Source organism: Tenacibaculum insulae, from assembly GCF_964512435.1.
Taxonomy (GTDB): Bacteria; Bacteroidota; Bacteroidia; order Flavobacteriales; family Flavobacteriaceae; genus Polaribacter; species Polaribacter insulae_A.
The window spans coordinates 329,359-346,536 of sequence record NZ_OZ208512.1; the positions used below are offsets into that span (position 1 = coordinate 329,359).

The 17,178-nt window shown below is 31.0% G+C and carries 15 protein-coding genes; 3 read left to right on the top strand and 12 right to left on the bottom strand.

Annotation, left to right across the window (positions count from 1 at the left end):
* Positions 1–30 precede the first annotated feature (30 nt).
* Together ACN5J5_RS01460 and aceB are read right to left on the bottom strand one after the other, a co-directional pair.
* On the bottom strand, positions 31–1,653 hold the full coding sequence (locus tag ACN5J5_RS01460; protein WP_418645584.1) for an isocitrate lyase: 1,623 nt from the start codon (positions 1,651–1,653) through the stop codon (positions 31–33).
* Between the two features lie 78 nt (positions 1,654–1,731).
* Entirely contained in the window at positions 1,732–3,327 is a 1,596-nt protein-coding gene (gene aceB, locus ACN5J5_RS01465) for a malate synthase A (protein WP_418645585.1), read from the bottom strand.
* A 150-nt stretch (positions 3,328–3,477) separates the two neighbouring features.
* On the opposite strand from aceB, the gene ACN5J5_RS01470 reads away from it, so the two are divergent.
* Genes ACN5J5_RS01470 through ACN5J5_RS01480 form a run of 3 tightly spaced genes read left to right on the top strand, consistent with a single transcriptional unit; the run spans position 3,478 to position 7,418 of the window.
* Positions 3,478–4,956 carry a helix-turn-helix domain-containing protein gene (locus ACN5J5_RS01470; protein ID WP_418645586.1) on the top strand — a complete coding sequence of 493 codons (1,479 nt, stop codon included), beginning with the start codon at positions 3,478–3,480 and terminating at the stop codon, positions 4,954–4,956.
* 59 nt (positions 4,957–5,015) lie between these two features.
* Positions 5,016–6,644 (top strand): acyl-CoA carboxylase subunit beta, encoded by a 1,629-nt coding sequence (locus ACN5J5_RS01475; RefSeq protein WP_418645587.1) that lies wholly within the window; start codon positions 5,016–5,018, stop codon positions 6,642–6,644.
* 57 nt (positions 6,645–6,701) lie between these two features.
* Entirely contained in the window at positions 6,702–7,418 is a 717-nt protein-coding gene (locus ACN5J5_RS01480) for a YebC/PmpR family DNA-binding transcriptional regulator (RefSeq protein ID WP_418645588.1), read from the top strand.
* A gap of 7 nt (positions 7,419–7,425) precedes the next feature.
* Here ACN5J5_RS01480 and ACN5J5_RS01485 read toward each other — a convergent pair whose 3' ends face one another.
* The 10 genes from ACN5J5_RS01485 to ACN5J5_RS01530 all read right to left on the bottom strand — a co-directional run bounded on the left by ACN5J5_RS01485 (position 7,426) and on the right by ACN5J5_RS01530 (position 17,037).
* Complete coding sequence (locus ACN5J5_RS01485; RefSeq protein WP_418645589.1) at positions 7,426–8,496, bottom strand: AMP-binding protein; 1,071 nt, start codon at positions 8,494–8,496, stop codon at positions 7,426–7,428.
* Positions 8,489–9,430 carry a type II CAAX prenyl endopeptidase Rce1 family protein gene (locus ACN5J5_RS01490; RefSeq protein WP_418645590.1) on the bottom strand — a complete coding sequence of 314 codons (942 nt, stop codon included), beginning with the start codon at positions 9,428–9,430 and terminating at the stop codon, positions 8,489–8,491. Before ACN5J5_RS01490 ends, ACN5J5_RS01485 begins: the two co-directional genes overlap by 8 nt.
* Before the next feature lie 44 nt (positions 9,431–9,474).
* Positions 9,475–10,515, bottom strand: a complete 1,041-nt coding sequence (locus ACN5J5_RS01495; RefSeq protein ID WP_418645591.1) for an o-succinylbenzoate synthase — start codon at positions 10,513–10,515, stop codon at positions 9,475–9,477.
* 102 nt (positions 10,516–10,617) lie between these two features.
* Positions 10,618–11,130, bottom strand: coding sequence for an SRPBCC family protein (locus ACN5J5_RS01500; RefSeq protein ID WP_418645592.1), 513 nt, complete (start codon positions 11,128–11,130; stop codon positions 10,618–10,620).
* A gap of 51 nt (positions 11,131–11,181) precedes the next feature.
* Positions 11,182–12,087, bottom strand: a complete 906-nt coding sequence (gene menA, locus ACN5J5_RS01505) for a 1,4-dihydroxy-2-naphthoate octaprenyltransferase (protein WP_418645593.1) — start codon at positions 12,085–12,087, stop codon at positions 11,182–11,184.
* Positions 12,088–12,174: 87 nt separating this feature from the next.
* A complete protein-coding gene (locus ACN5J5_RS01510) occupies positions 12,175–12,579 on the bottom strand; it encodes a hypothetical protein (protein WP_418645594.1) in 405 nt (134 codons plus the stop codon).
* Positions 12,580–12,655: 76 nt separating this feature from the next.
* Positions 12,656–13,435, bottom strand: a complete 780-nt coding sequence (locus ACN5J5_RS01515) for a (Fe-S)-binding protein (RefSeq protein ID WP_418645595.1) — start codon at positions 13,433–13,435, stop codon at positions 12,656–12,658.
* Between the two features lie 58 nt (positions 13,436–13,493).
* Positions 13,494–14,810 (bottom strand): 4Fe-4S dicluster domain-containing protein, encoded by a 1,317-nt coding sequence (locus ACN5J5_RS01520; protein ID WP_418645596.1) that lies wholly within the window; start codon positions 14,808–14,810, stop codon positions 13,494–13,496.
* Between the two features lie 43 nt (positions 14,811–14,853).
* Complete coding sequence (locus ACN5J5_RS01525; RefSeq protein ID WP_418645597.1) at positions 14,854–15,819, bottom strand: MlaD family protein; 966 nt, start codon at positions 15,817–15,819, stop codon at positions 14,854–14,856.
* A 63-nt stretch (positions 15,820–15,882) separates the two neighbouring features.
* Positions 15,883–17,037, bottom strand: a complete 1,155-nt coding sequence (locus ACN5J5_RS01530) for an N-acetylmuramoyl-L-alanine amidase family protein (protein WP_418645598.1) — start codon at positions 17,035–17,037, stop codon at positions 15,883–15,885.
* Between the last annotated feature and the right edge of the window lie 141 nt (positions 17,038–17,178).

Consider the following 17,178-nt stretch of genomic DNA (forward strand, 5'->3'; position numbering starts at 1 on the left):
CATCAATTACAAACCTATCTTATTAATATTTTAAACTGCTACTGCAATTTTTTCTAACTTTTTAGAAGTCACTTCAAACTGATTTGAGGTGTTCTTTTCCCCACCTGCTTTTAATGCATTGTCTCCTGCAAAAAATGTTTTATGGTCATCTCCTAAATTAGAACCCGCCATTCTTTGATGTTTTACGCACGACACTCCTTTCCTAATCTCTTGCCTTTGCACTCCTTTTACATACGCCAACATACCTTCTTCACCAAAATACCCATCAGTTAAATCGTTCATATGAAGTGCTGTTGTATGATATGTTGGTAGGGTTATTAAATGATGAAAAATACCCGCTTCTCTTGCTCCATCAATTTGAAAGGTTCTAATTTTTTCATCTGCAAGCTTACATAATTCCGATCCATCGTAAACTGCATCCATTAGGTTATTTTTATCATATATAGTTACATTTTCTCCTTTATCAAACATCTCGTCATAGGCTTGATTTCTGAAATTAAGAGTCCAATTAAATGACGGAGAATTATTGTAAACTAATTTTGCATTTGGCACCACTTCTTTAACTCGGTTAACCATCGCTGCTATTTGACCAACATGTGGTGTTGGTGTTTCAATCCATAATAAATCAGCACCGTTTTGTAAACTCGTAATACAATCTAACACTACTCTATCAATATTAGAACCTTCTTTAAACTTATACAATCCGTTTGATAACCTTACTGGACGCACCAATTTACCGTCTCTTTTTAACAAAACATCATCTTCTTTTGCTTCATTAATATTAATTTCTTCTGCTTCTACAAAAGCTAAATATTGAGATGCCAAATCTCCTGACTCCTGACTTACTGGTAATTTTTGTGTTAAACCAGCTCCTTCAGAATCTGTACGTGCTACTATAATTCCGTCTTCAACACCTAGTTCTAAAAATGCGTATCGAATCGCATTTAATTTTGCAATAAAATCTTCATGTGGCACCGTTACTTTTCCGTCTTGATGACCGCATTGCTTTGCATCAGAAACTTGATTTTCTATCTGAATAGCACAAGCTCCTGCCTGAATCATTTGTTTTGCTAATAAATATGTTGCTTCTTCGTTACCAAAACCAGCATCAATATCAGCAATGATCGGTACAATATGAGTTTCGAAATTATCAATTTCATTTTGTACATCTTCTCCATTTTCTAATCTTCTAAACAAATCATTTAACTCAATTGCATCTGCTTGACGTAAAAAATCATAAATCTCTTTAATTAACGAAGAAACAGCTGTTTTTTCGTGCATTGATTGATCTGGTAATGGTCCAAATTCTGAGCGTAATGCAGCGACCATCCATCCAGATAGATACAAATATTTTTTACTAGTAGTTTGATGATGTTTTTTTACCGAAATCATTTTTTGCTGTGCAACAAATCCGTGCCAACAACCTAAAGACTGCGTGTATTTAGAGGAATCTGCATCGTATTCTGCCATATCATTTCTCATAATTTCTGCAGTATATTTTGCAATTTCTAATCCAGTTTTAAAACGATTTTGAGTTATCATTCTCGCTGCATTTTCTGAAGTTATTGCATTCCAGGTTGCTCCGTATTTTTTCTTAAGCGATTTTACAGTTTCTAATGCCGAACTATAGTTTCCTTGCGCTAAATTTTTCATAAGTTTGTTTTTTAATGAGTTATTTAATTATTAATAGCTTTTCCCCTTAAAATGTTGCCGCATTTTGGGGGATTTTTTTTATAAATATTGATATGCTGGTAAAGTTAAAAACTCTACAAATTCTTCGTTTAAAATTAAATCATCAAACAATTTAATTGCTGTTTTAAATTTTCCGCTTGTATATCTTTCGTCACCTACGTATTTTTTAATGTTTTCTATTTCTTCAAGTTTTAATTGCTGATACATTGCTGAATTAAAAACGCGTTTATCTTCTAATTCAACATTTTTATGCAACCATTGCCAAACCTGAGTTCTTGATATTTCTGCTGTTGCCGCATCTTCCATTAAATTATACAAAGCCGCAGCTCCTTGCCCCATCAACCAAGATTCTATATATAAAATACCAACATTAATGTTTTTCCGAATTCCGTTTTCAGTAACAGTTCCCTCTGGTAGGGCAACCAATTCTTTTTCAGAAATTAATAAATCCGTTATTTTTTTATCAATTTGATTCGCTTTTGGCATCGATTTATTAAAAACATCCATTGCCACTTGTACCAAACCTGGATGCGCTACCCAAGTACCATCATGACCATTTTTTACCTCTTGCTCTTTATCTTTTAACACTTTTGCAAAAGCAATTTCGTTTGCTTTATCATCATTTTTTACAGGAATTTGAGCTGCCATACCACCCATGGCGTGTACGTTTCGTTTATGACAAGTTTGTATTACTCGTAAAGAATATGCTTCCATAAAAGGTGTTTTCATGGTTACTTGATCTCTATTTGGAACTACAAAATCTCGATGATTTCTAAATTTTTTGATGTATGAAAAAATATAATCCCAACGACCACAATTTAAACCTGCCATATGATCTTTTAGCTCGTATATAATTTCATCTAACTGAAAACTAGCCGTAATTGTTTCTACCAATACCGTTGCTTTTATTGTTTTTTGCGGAACGTTTAAATAGTTTTGTGCAAATACAAAAACTTCATTCCACCATTTAGCTTCATTATAATGCTCTAATTTTGGCAAATAAAAATACGTTGCAGAACCTTGTTGTATTAAAGTGCGAATGTTATGAAAGAAAAACAACCCGAAGTCAACTAATGAACCAGACATTTCAACTCCATCAATTAAAAAATGTTTTTCGTTTAAATGCAAACCTCTTGGACGCACCAATAAAGTAGCTGTTGTTTTATTTAACTGATATGTTTTATCTTTTTTATCATTATAAAAAGAAATTGTTTTATTTACCGCATCACGAAGATTTACTTGCCCATCTAACAAATTAGTAATTGTTGGCGAACTGCTATCTTCAAAATCTGCCATAAAAGTTTTTGCTCCAGAATTTAATGCGTTTATCACCATTTTTCGATCTACCGGTCCTGTTATCTCAACTCTTCTATCCAACAAATCTTTTGGCAATTCTGCACACACCCAATCCCCTTCTCTAACATCTTTTGTTTCTGATGGAAAAGAAGGATAATTTCCCATATTAAAATAAGCTTGATCTATCTCTCTTTCTTCTAATAATTGAAGCCTTTTTTTATTGAATTTTTCATGAAGCTCAATTAAAAACATTTGCGCTTCATTGGTTAAAATACTTTTATAAATAGCTTCTTTAAAATTTAAAAATTCAATTTCTTTAATCAAAACATCCTGACTCATAATAACTTATTTTTAATTATTGATACTTCAATAGTATAAAAAACAATTTAAAATAAAAAGCGAACGTTCGCTAAATATTATAAAAACTCAAATTTTTATTCATTCGCTAATTTTTATACCTTTGAATTACGAATCTTTTAATAAAAAACTTTGGAAGAAGAATATATTAGACTTGTTTTTGGTTTAAAACTAAAACAAATACGTACCGATAAAAAACTATCTCTTTTCGGATTAGCAAAATTAACGGGCTTATCTAAATCTTATTTAAACGAAATTGAGAAAGGAAAAAAATATCCGAAAACAGATAAAATAGTAACACTTTCTGAAAAATTAGAAGTTCCCTACGATCATTTAGTTTCTTTAAAACTAGATAAAAACCTAGCCCCAATTGGCGAAATATTACAATCTAAAGTTTTAAAAGAAATTCCGTTAGATTTATTTGGTATTAAAGAAAGTAATTTAATAGACATTGTTGCCAATGCCCCTGCAAAAGTTAACGCCTTTATTAGCACGATTATAAAAATTTCTCAGAACTATAATTTAACACGAGAAAACTTCTTTTTAGCCTCTTTACGCTCATACCAAGAAGCACATAACAATTATTTTGAAGATATTGAAAACAATGTAATCGCTTTTGCAAAAGCTTACCATGTAAATTTAGATAAACCCATAAAATCTAAAGATTTAGAAGATATATTAATTGAAGAATACGGCTATACCATTAATTATGATGAATTAACTAAACATCAAAAGTTATCAGAAATAAGAAATATCTACATCCCTAAAAACAAAACACTCCTTATTTATAATGATATAAATGAGGCGCAGAAAACATTTATTTTCGCCAAAGAGATTGCTTATAATTATATGCAAGTAAAAGATAGACTTTATACTTTTCCTTGGGTTAAATTTGAAAGCTTTGACCAAGTATTACATAATTTTATTGCTTCTTATTTTGCTGGAGCGCTTATAATTCCTAAAGAAAGCCTTGTCAAAAATTTAACGCATTTTTTCTCTTTAAAAAACTGGCAACCATTACAATTACACAAAATTACCAAAAACTACAACTGCTCTGACGAAACATTTTACCAACGATTAACAAACATTTTACCAAAGCATTTTAATATAAAAAACTTGTTCTTCTTACGTTTTACACACAAAGAAAACTCACCTGTTTTTAAATTATCAAAAGAGTTACATATTACACAACAACAAGCGCCGCATGCCAACAGAAATAACGAACATTATTGCAGAAGGTGGACTTCTATTCAAACTATTAAAGACTTAGAAGCATCGCCTGAAAAAAAATCATCTTATGGCATTCAAATATCTTCTTACGAAAATTCTAACAACGAATATTTAGTATTGTCTGCTGCAACTTCCGATCCTTTTAAAGAAAAAAATAACAGAAGCGTAAGCATTGGTATGCTACTTTCTCCTCATTTAAAAAAGAAAATTCATTTTTTTGACAAAGACACTTTCAATAAAAAAACAGTGGGTATTACTTGCGAAACTTGTGGTGTTAAAAATTGTACCGAACGAATTGCAGAACCTCGTGTTTTAATCAAACAAGAAAGAAATCAAGAAATAGAAAAAACGATAGCTAATATCATTCAATCGTACACCTAAACACCTTGTGTTATAAATGGATTTTCTTACTTTAGCAATCGCAAACAAATAACTAACGAATGGATCTTAACTTCAACAAAAACGAAGACTACAATAAACTTTTAGCATCAGATTTACGAAGACGTTTTGCCAAAGTTAAATTAGGCGGAGGACAAAAACGTATTGACAAACATCACGAAAAAGGAAAATTAACTGCGCGCGAACGTATTGATTATCTTTTAGATGATAATGCTAAGGCGATAGAAATTGGAGCTTTTGCTGGGGAAGACATGTATAAAGAACATGGTGGATGCCCATCGGGAGGTGTTGTTGTAAAAATGGGTTATGTAAGCGGTAAACAATGTATTGTTGTTGCTAATGATGCTACTGTAAAAGCTGGTGCTTGGTTTCCTATTACCGGAAAAAAGAACTTAAGAGCGCAAGAAATATCTATCGAAAATAAATTACCAATCATCTATTTGGTAGATTCTGCTGGTGTTTATTTACCAATGCAGGATGAAATTTTTCCTGACAAAGAACACTTCGGACGTATTTTTAGAAATAATGCCGTAATGAGCAGCATGGGAATTACACAAATTTCTGCTGTTATGGGAAGCTGTGTTGCTGGTGGTGCTTATTTACCAATTATGAGTGATGAAGCTTTAATTGTTGATAAAACCGCAAGTATTTTCTTAGCTGGAAGTTATCTAGTAAAAGCTGCTATTGGCGAAAGTATTGATAACGAAACGTTAGGTGGCGCAACTACACACTGTGAAATTAGCGGTGTTACAGATTACAAAGCTAAAGATGATAAAGACGCTTTAGATAAAATAAAGTTTATTGTTGATAAAATTGGAGATGCTGACAAAGCTGGATTTAGCAAAAAAGAAGCTTTTCCTCCAAAAGAAAACGAAGAAGACATTTTTGGTATCCTTCCGAAGGAAAGAAATGCACAATATGATATGGTAGAAATTATCAAACGTTTGGTTGATAATTCTGAATTTGAACAATATAAAGAAGGTTACGGACAAACTATTTTAACAGGTTATGCCAGAATTGATGGTTGGGCTGTTGGAATTGTTGCCAATCAACGTACGTTGGTAAAAACAAAAAAAGGTGAAATGCAATTTGGGGGCGTTATCTATAACGATTCTGCCGATAAAGCAACTCGTTTTATTGCTAATTGTAATCAGAAAAAAATTCCACTAGTATTTTTACAAGATGTTACTGGTTTTATGGTAGGAAGCAAATCTGAACATGGCGGAATTATAAAAGACGGTGCTAAAATGGTAAATGCAGTAAGTAACTCTGTAGTTCCGAAGTTTACGATTGTTATCGGAAATTCTTACGGAGCTGGAAATTATGCAATGTGCGGAAAAGCCTACGACCCAAGATTAATTGCCGCATGGCCAAGTGCTAATTTAGCGGTAATGAGCGGTAATTCTGCTGCTAAAGTTTTGTTGCAAATTGAAACAGCTTCTCTTAAAAAACGAGGCGAAGAAATTACACCTGAAAAAGAAGCAGAATTGTTTGACAAAATAAAATCGCGTTACGACAATCAGATTTCACCATATTATGCAGCTGCAAGAATTTGGACAGACGGTGTTATAAATCCGTTAGATACCAGAACTTGGATCTCTATGGGAATTGAAGCTGCAAACCACGCACCAATTGAAAAGAAATTTAATTTGGGAGTTATCCAAGTTTAATTATTTTTGACATTGATTTAAAAATAGAAAAATACACGATAAACATAATTAACAGAAATGGGAAGAGCATTCGAATTTAGGAAAGCAAGAAAGATGAAGCGTTGGTCGGCAATGGCAAAAACATTTACTAGAATAGGTAAAGATATTGTTATGGCGGTTAAAGAAGGAGGTCCTAATCCAGAAACCAACTCACGTTTACGTGCCGTTATACAAAATGCTAAGGCTGCAAATATGCCTAAAGATAATGTTGCACGCGCTATAAAAAAAGCTACAGATAAGGATACTGCTAACTACAAAGAAACTTTATTTGAAGGATATGCGCCACACGGTATTGCTTTAGTGGTTGAAACTGCAACAGACAATAACAACCGTACCGTAGCTAATGTTAGAGCTGCGTTTAACAAATGTGATGGGAATTTAGGAACCTCTGGTTCGGTAGTTTTTATGTTTGATCATACTTGTAACTTTAGAATAAAAGCTGAAGATTTAAAAATGGACTTAGAAGAATTCGAATTAGAAATGATTGAATTTGATGTAGAAGAAGTTTTTGAAGATGAAGACGGAATATTAATCTATGCTCCTTTTGAGCAGTTTGGTGCTATTCAAAAATATTTAGAAGAAAACGATCTTGAAATTTTATCTTCTGGCTTTGAAAGAATTCCTACTACAACCACAAAACTTTCAGAAGAGCAGCAAGCCGATGTTGAAAAACTTTTAGAAAAATTAGAGGAAGATGATGATGTGCAAAACATATATCATTCTTTAGAAATGTAAAAAACATTTACAACTTAATTAAATCCAACGTTTTTTTTCGTTGGATTTTTTTTGTTTCAGTCTCAATAAATTGAGGAAGAAAATAAATTTCTTTTGGCACTTCAAATTTAGAAAGTAATGACTGATTTTTAATTTTTGAGCATAAAAACTTCTCCAACTCATCCGAAGTAACATCTTCTTCTACAACTACTATTAATTTTTCTCCTAAAATATCGTCTGAAACTCCAGCAACAAAAAAACGATTCGTTATTATTTTTGATAATTTTTCTTCTATTTTCTCTGGATGTAATTTTACTCCGCCCGAATTTATTACATTATCATAACGTCCTAACCATTCAAACTCGTTCTCTGAAATTATCGTTACAACATCATTCGTAATAATTTTTTCTGACGCAACTTTAGGCGCTTCAATTGTTAAACACGCTCTAGCGTCTTTACTTATAATTACATTTGGAAGTGTTTTGTAAAAAGACACTTCTACTCCACTACTAAAATGGTTTAATTTTTTAACAGCAATATGCGTAATCGTTTCCGTCATACCATAAGTAGCAAATACTTTTGTAGGAATTGCCTGAATCGCATCAATTAAATCGTTAGAAACTACACCGCCGCCAACAATTAACGTATCTACTTTATCTAAATCGTTCAGCGAATTTCGCAATTGTAACGGAACCATTGCCGAAAAATCATATCGTTTATTTATATCTTTTAAAGGAGTTGAATTTGTACTTACAATATCTAAATTCCAACCTAAAGTTAAGGCACGCACCAACATCATTTTACCCGCAATATAATCTGTAGACAAACATAATAAAGCGGATGTATTTTCTTTTAAATTAAAAAAAGCACCTGTTGCCAAAGCTGAGTTTATCATAAACTCTTTTTTTAACTTTATTGGTTTGGGTTTACCGGTAGACCCTGAAGTTTGTACAATTACAAAGTCGTTGGTATGAAACCAATCAGTTAAAAAACGAACAATAGTATTCGAAATATTTTTAGAAAAATCTATTAACTCTTCTTCAGATGAAAACGAGGTTCCGTTTAACTTAAAGTCTTTATGAAAACGCTTATTATTCAATTATTACTGGTTTTTCAATGTTACCAAACAATTTTTCTTTCCAATTTGTCCAACCATATTTTTTTGAAAACAATAGTAACAATAATGGATACAAGACAAAAACAGGCAAAAACATTTCAAAACCAACTGATGGCTCAGAAGTATCAATAAACAATGCATCTGTTTGAAAAACCGTCCAATCTGTAGTTACTAAAAAAGCAGCCACAATGTTATTTACAGCGTGTAAACCTAATGACAATTCAGTACCTTCATCCATTAAAGTTGTAATTCCAAAAAAGAAACCAGTTCCGATATAAAAAACCATCGAAATGTATCCTAATTTTTCTACCTCCGGATTTGCGCCATGCAACAAACCAAATGCTACTGAAGTTATAATTAATGGCAACCATCTGTTTTTAAACCAAGTTCCTAAACCTTGCATAAAATACCCACGAAACAACAATTCTTCAAAACTTGTTTGTAATGGTAAAAACAAAAAAGATATTATTACTAATGTAAAAAACGGAATCGCTTTAAAATTCCAAGTATAATTTTCAGGTGTTAAAAAAATGCCCGCAACAGTTATTGCAACAGCAAGAAATCCCCAAGTTAAAAAACCAAACCAAAACCGATTCCAATCAATTTTTTCTCTACTGGTTACAAGTGTTTTTACAGCTCTTTTATGAATAAATTTCACCGCCAAAAACAAAAAAATTAGTCCGATTGCAAACATTAATATCATCAAAAATAAAAACAAATTTTTATTTATTCCTATTCCCATAAAACTGTTATTTGCTGCACGAGAAAACTCGTCTAAATCTTTAGAATACAACACTCCTGTAATCGCTAGTGGTACAATTCCTATAAATTGCCAACCAAAAATTATTAACAAAATACCACCTAAATAATAAGGCCAATCATTACTTCCTTTATATGCTTGTTGTATAAAATTCATATGTTATAGTATGATGAAATTCTGAAAAAAAATTCAGAATACCGTTAATCTAAATTAAAATGCCATTTTTTTGATTGGTTGTATTGCAACCCACCATTTAAAACAGTTAGCGGACTTTTAAAGTTATTGGTAAACAAACTACCAGTACCTAAACCTTGTGGCAATTTTGTATTTAACGAATATGTCCATTGTGCAATGGCGTTTAAACCAATATTACTTTCTAATGCAGAAGTAATCCAATTACCTACATGGTATTTTTTTGCTACCGAAATCCACTCTTCACTTCCGTTAAAACCGCCAACCAAACTTGGTTTTAAAATAATGTACTGTGGCTTAATTGTTTTAATACATTTTTCTTTTTCTTCGGATGTAAAAACACCTATCAACTCTTCATCTAAGGCAATTGGTAATGGTGTTTTTTCACACAAATGCGCCATTTCTTGCCATTGCCCTTGCTTGATTGGTTGCTCGATTGAATGCATATTTAAATCAGACAATCGTTTTAATTTTTCTAAAGCATTACCTGGAGTAAAACCACCATTTGCATCTACTCTTAATGTTATTTCTTGAGATGAAAATTCTTTTCTGATAGATTTTAGCAAATCAATTTCTGTTTCAAAATCAATTGCACCAATTTTCATTTTTATACAAGTAAAACCTGCTGCTAATTTTTCTTTAATTTGGCTTTTCATAAACTCCTTATCGCCCATCCAAATTAACCCGTTAATATTGATGTTTTGTTTTCCTGATGTAAAATCTGAAGAAAATAACTCGAACGGATTTGCTGATTTTAATGATAAAAAAGCTTGTTCTAATCCGAATTGAATGCTCGGAAAATGAATCGTTTTTGATAACAAAACTTCTAATCCTAAGTTAATATTTTTGCAAACCCATTTTAGTTTTTCTTCATAATTTGGCGTATCATCAATACTTAAACCTCTAAACAATCCGCATTCGCCAAAACCTTGTTTATTATTTTCTGAAAGTACAATAAACCAAGTTTCTTTTGTGCGTAAAATTCCGCGAGAAGTTCCGCTAGCTTGCTTAAAATTTAAAATATATTTATGGTGTACTGCTTTTATCATTTAAAAACTACTGTTGGTTTGCGTTAGGGATTGCAATGAAAATCCTTTTGTGAGGCACGAGCAAAAGATTGTAATGTAAAGCCCGCTCGAACGCCCAAAAAATTACTTTTCTGCTATTTTTTTAAAGTCTTTCATGTAACCTAAACTTAAATCTTTAAGGGTTGATTTAAAGTACGGAAACATGCAGCCCATTAAATAACCTTTAGCTTCTACACTGCTGTGTTGTACTATTTTTGTGGTAGATCCGTTGCTTGAAAAGTTAAAATCGTCTGTTTTTAACATTTGGTTAGAATCGAACTGAAATGTTATTTTTTGATTGATTTTATAGGCCGTTATTTTTTCGATCATCGTTATTTCTTGCCCTTGGTTTTCAACGACCATTTTATAAGTACTTCCTATTTTGGTTGCTTTTTCTTCAATCGTTTCAATCGATTTTATTTCTGGCATCCATTCTTTTATTGTTTTTGGATTTTCGAACAATGCAAAAACTTCATTTATAGGTTTATTAATTTCTATTTCGGTGGTGTATTTAACTTCTTTTACAACTAAACCTGTTGCTAAAAACACAACTGTTAATGCAATAACAATTCCTAAAATTATTTTTACTGCTTTCATTTTTTTGATACTTATTTTTAATTTTTATGTTATGATGAATCTTTATTTTTTTTACAAAAACTGACCAATACCAAATAAAATTGCGAATAAAAATGTGCTTAACGCTACTTTTTTTAACTCGCTATCTAATTCTGATTGAATTTTGTTTTTATACACTGTTACCACATTTAAAATTAACGGAATAAATGCGATTAAAAATATAAATTGAAATGGTGATTTATAATACAAAAAGGTATAAATTAATGCGGTTATTAACGCGCCAATAATTAATAGATAATGGTATATTTTTGCTTTTTTACTTCCAATTTTTACCACTAACGTGTTTTTACCAACTTTTGCATCGTTATTTATATCGCGCATATTATTTAAATTTAATACCGCTGTTGATAGTAATCCTACGGATATTGCTGGTAAAAAAATAGCTATATTTAATTGTTTTGTGTACAAGAAATAAGTTCCTACAACGCTTAACAATCCGAAGAAAACAAACACAAATACATCGCCAAAACCACTATAACCGTAAGCCGATTTACCAACCGTATATTTAATTGCAGCAACTATTGAGGCAACACCTAATAAAAAGAAAATTACGGAGTATATAAAATTATCTTTACCAAAAGAAACATAAATAAGCAATAAAGCAACGATTAAAGTTACGAATCCTGTAAGTAACATGGCTGTTTTCATTTGTTTTGGCGTAATTGCTCCAGAAGAAACCATACGTGCTTCGCCTTCTCTATTATCATCAGTCCCTTTTACTCCGTCTCCATAATCATTTGCAAAGTTTGATAATACTTGAAAACCGATAGTTGTTAATATTGCCAGCCAAAAAATTGAGCTTTCTAAAATAGAAGTACCTGTGTTTAAAAATGCATTTCCTAAAAATGCCCCAACTATAATTCCTGAAATAGAAAGTGGTAAAGTTCTTAAACGTGCAGCTTTTATGTAATTTTTCATGTATTGTAAAGTAATTCTCAAAGATAAATATTTTACGCATAAAAAAAGGAAGACTAAATCTTCCTTTTAAATTATTTTATGTTGTTACTAATTATTTACCATAACATCAAAATCAACTTTTTTACCCAAATAATCAATAGTAAATGCTTTTTCTTGATATAAAACATTGTCTCTTAAAATTTCAACATTAATTATGTAATTTTTAAAAGTGCCTTCTGATTTGTCTTCATAAATAAGTGCCGCACTTGCAGAGAAATTAATACTTGCACTATACGATTTTTCGTAAGGTAATTTTTTTGCAGTATTTGTTTTATCAATCTTAAAAAAACCAGACTCAGCAAAAACTGTTCTTATTTTTGCTTGATGATTTTCATCATTACTCGTTACTTTAAAAGTTACTTTTGTAAAATTATTATCTGCAGATACATCAACATCATCACATGATATTAAAGAAACAGCTAGTATGCATATTAATAGGTATATTTTTTTCATATTCGTAAATTGTTTTAAGCTATAACTTTAAACAAAATCCGTACCAAAAACCCTACTTAAAAAAGCAATTTACTTTTTATAAATTATTTGCTTCTGCAATTAACTCTGCAATATCTTTTACTTCAATTTGTGCTTCTTTTTCTTTAAATTTCACACCATCCGTCATCATGGTATTACAATAAGGACAACCTGTTGCGATAATTTGCGGATTGGTTTCTAAAGCATCTTCTGTACGCAATACATTAATATCCATAGCGCCTTTTTCTGGCTCTTTAAACATTTGTGCTCCTCCTGCACCGCAACATAAAGCGGTAGATTTACTACGCTTCATTTCGGTCATTTTAACACCTAATCTTTTAATTAATTGACGCGGTGTTTCGTACACATCGTTTGCACGACCTAAATAACATGGATCGTGATATGTTAATCGTTTTCCTTTTAAATTAGCATCGTTAATTGATAAACGCTCTTCCTTTATCAATTTACTAATAAATTGTGTGTGGTGATATACGTTATACTTCCCTCCTAATTCTGGATATTCATTTTTTAAAGTATTAAATGAATGCGGATCGCAAGTAACAATTGTTTTTACTTCGTAAGCATTTAATATTTCAATATTAGTCATTGCTTGCATTTGAAACAAAAACTCATTTCCTGCTCTTTTTGCAGCATCGCCAGTTGAACTTTCTTCGGTACCTAACACCGCAAAATCTACATTTGCTAGTTGCAATATTTTTACAAACGCTTTGGTAATTTTTTTGGCTCTATCATCATAACTTCCTGCTGCTCCTACCCAAAACAACACTTCTGGTTGTTTTCCTTGAGCCATCATATCTGCCATTGTTGGTACGTTCATCTTTTTATATTTTTTAATTGATATGCTTCTTTTTACTTTTTTTGATTAACTAAACTAACTATTCGTCTTTCCAGTTTAATCTATCTTGTTGACTGTATTGCCAAGGTGCTCCGTTATTTTCGATGTTAGTCATCATCATATTTAACTCTTGTGGAGCCGCAGATTCTTCCATCACTAAATAACGACGCATTTCCATTATAATTGATAACGGATCGATACCTATAGGACATTCTTGTACACAAGCATTACAACTTGTACATGCCCATAATTCTTCTGGAGATATATAATCGTTTAATAATTGCTTTCCATCATCTACAAACACACCATTGTTTGCATCCATATTTTTACCAACTTCCTCTAAACGATCACGAGTATCCATCATAATTTTACGAGGCGATAATTCTTTACCTGTTAAATTTGCTGGACATGATGAAGTACAACGCCCACATTCTGTACACGTATAAGCATTCATTAATTGTACCCAATTTAAATCAGTAACATCAGAAGCTCCAAATTTTGCTGGCTCTTCATCTTCAGCTCCTTCTTCTGGCATCGCATACGGATCAGCATCTGGATCCATCATCATTTTTACTTCATTTGTAACCGCTTCTAAGTTATTAAACTGTCCTTTTGGTTTTAAATTTGCAAAAAATGTATTTGGAAAAGCTAATAATATGTGTAAATGTTTAGAATAATACAGGTAATTCAAGAAAATTAAGATTCCTACAATATGCAACCACCAAGCAGCTTTTTCAATAATATGTAACTCTTCAACTGAAAAACCATTAAACCATGGCGCTATAAATTGAGAAATTACATTACCAACTCCTGCTTCTTGAAAATGAACATCGGTAGCATTCATTATTAAAAATAATGACATTAATACCATTTCGAAATACAAAATAATGTTTCCATCATTTTTAGGCCATCCCGTCATTTCCTTACTCCAAAAACGTTTTACTTTTTCAATATTTCTACGCAGCCAAAAAATAATAACAGCCACAAAAACCAATGTTGCTAAAACTTCAAAATTACCAATTAAAAATCCGTAAATGGTATCTCCTAAGATGGGTTGAAAAACGCGGTGTGTACCAAATAACCCATCAATAACAATTTCTAACATTTCAATATTAATCAAAATAAAACCTACATATACTACAACATGTAAAATTCCTGAAACTGGACGACGTACCATTTTATATTGCCCTAAAGCAATTTTTGCCATATTTTTCCAACGTTCAGCCTTTCTATCAGTTCTATCAATATCTTTTCCTAATTTGATATTTCTAATAAGTTTACGAACATTCATTACAAAATATCCTATTCCTGCAACTAAAATAAATGCAAATATGATGTTTGGTAAATATTTTTCCATCGTTTTTTAATTATTGTTTTTGTTAGTTGATATTGATTAAAGCTTACTTATTGCTTATATTTTTTTTATTTGTCTCTTCATTATAAGGTTTTGCTTTTTTCCCAAATAATGAAAAATGCATAAATCGTTTTGGATTCAACTTTACCTCTCTAAGAAGTTCTTCTAATTCTTTTGATGCTTTAGTTAAATTCGTATACATTTTATCGTCGGTCATTAACTTACCTAATGTACCTTTTCCGCTTTTCACATCCGTCATTAAACTATTTACACTAGCCAAAGTCGTTTCTAATTTTTTAACCGTTGCTCCTAAATCAGATTTTGCTAAATCATCAGATACTTTCGAAAAATTATCAGTAATATTTTTTGCATTGGTTAACGTAGCGTCTAAGTTTGATTTATTGTTAACCATAATATCATTTACTGATGATAATGTTTTACGAACATCGGTAATGGTACTCTCTAAACCTAAAATACTTCTATTTAAACTTTTGCGTGATTTCTCATCTAAAACTTCGTTCATTCCAGATAAAAACAATTCTGTTTTAACTAATACACTTTGTAGTTTTGATTGTAGTGGATTTAATTTTTCTCCTACTGAAGAAAAAATATCAGATTCTACTTCTCCTTCTAAATAATCTCCCGAAACAGCCATTTCACCATCATATTTGGGTACAATTGCTAAATTTTGTCCTCCCATTAAACTGGCAGAATAAATTTTAGCGATACTATTTTTAGAAAACTTAAACTCTGTATCTATAGAAATTTCAACCAGTAAAACGCCTTTACTTCCTGGAGTTGATTTAAATGAAATATCATCAATTTTACCAACTTTTAAACCATTAATAGTTACTAAACTGGCTTTATTTAATCCGTTTATATTCTTATACTCTATAAAAAAGTGCCTTCCATCACCTTTAAATAAATCTTGACCCTTTAAAAAATTGAATCCCCAAATAAACATGGCTATAATTACTATTGCAACAACACCTGTTTTAAGTTCTTTTGACATTATAAAAAAATTATAGTACGAAAATAGTAATAATTTTGTGAGTAAATATAGAAACCCTTTAAATTAACGGTTTTTCAGCGCTTCTTTAATCGAAATTCTTTTTCCTCCTTTAAAAGCAACAACCCATGCATCTGTATAACCTGCATTTCTGGCTTCTAACAATTTCTTTTTTACTTCTGTAAAACTAGAAGAATTACCGTAATAATATTTATAATAATCATCAATCATCATCATATTAACACCTTGCAAACCTTTAAAATCAAAATTATTTTCATTTAATCGTTTTCTTGAAGCTGCAATTTGCACTTTAAACTCTACCTTAGATGGTTCTTTTTTAACCACAACCTTTTTTACAGGTTCTTTTGTTTTTGGTGTAGGTATTACTTTCTTTTTAGGTAATATTTTTTTACCTACAACTGTAATACTTTTTGTAGGCTGAACTACTTTTTTTACTGGCGGTTTACTTACATTAACTTTAGCTACAGTTTGTTGTTTAACTGTATTTAACTTTAACCTTTTTATGTATTTTTTTATTGCATCGGCAATTGCTTTTGCCATTTTTATTTGTCCTGCTCTTGTGTTTAAAAATTTACCCTCATTTTTATTTGTTAAAAAACCTAATTCAATTAACACACTTGGCATTACAGTTTCTCTTAACACTAAAAAATTAGCTTGTTTTACTCTTCGATTGTTTCTTTTTAAGGCAACAAAATTGTTTTGTACAAAACTTGCGATTCCTAAACTATTGTCTAAATTTTCTTCTTGAAGTACAGATAATCCAATAACAGACTCAGGTGAATTAGGATCATAATCATAATTTTGCTTATAATTATCCTCCAATAAAATTACCGAGTTTTCTCGTTTTGATATTTCAAAATTTTCTTTATTTCCATTTAATCCTAAAACAAAAGTACTTGCTCCGTGCGGATCTGACCTTGTAAAGGCATCACAATGAATAGACACAAATAAATCTGCCTTCTTATCATTTGCTATTTTTGCTCTATTGTGTAGCTCTACAAAATTATCTGTTTTTCTTGTATATACTACATTTACATCTCTTGCTGTTAGTAGTTCTTTTCCTACATCTAATGCTACACGTAAGGCTATTTTAGATTCTTTATAACCATTTCCTATATTTCCAGAATCTTTTCCTCCATGCCCTGCATCAAGAACTACTGTGTATTTTTTTTGAGCTAAAATGGTTGTTGAAAACCCCATTAAAGTCAACAATAAGATTGAAAATAAAAAAGATGATTTAATAAGATTATATTTAAGAGAATTTAAGAATTGCATCAATAAAATTTAACTATTTTTGGTTTTTTATATTTAGGCATTTAAACAGTACGCCAAAGTTTTTAA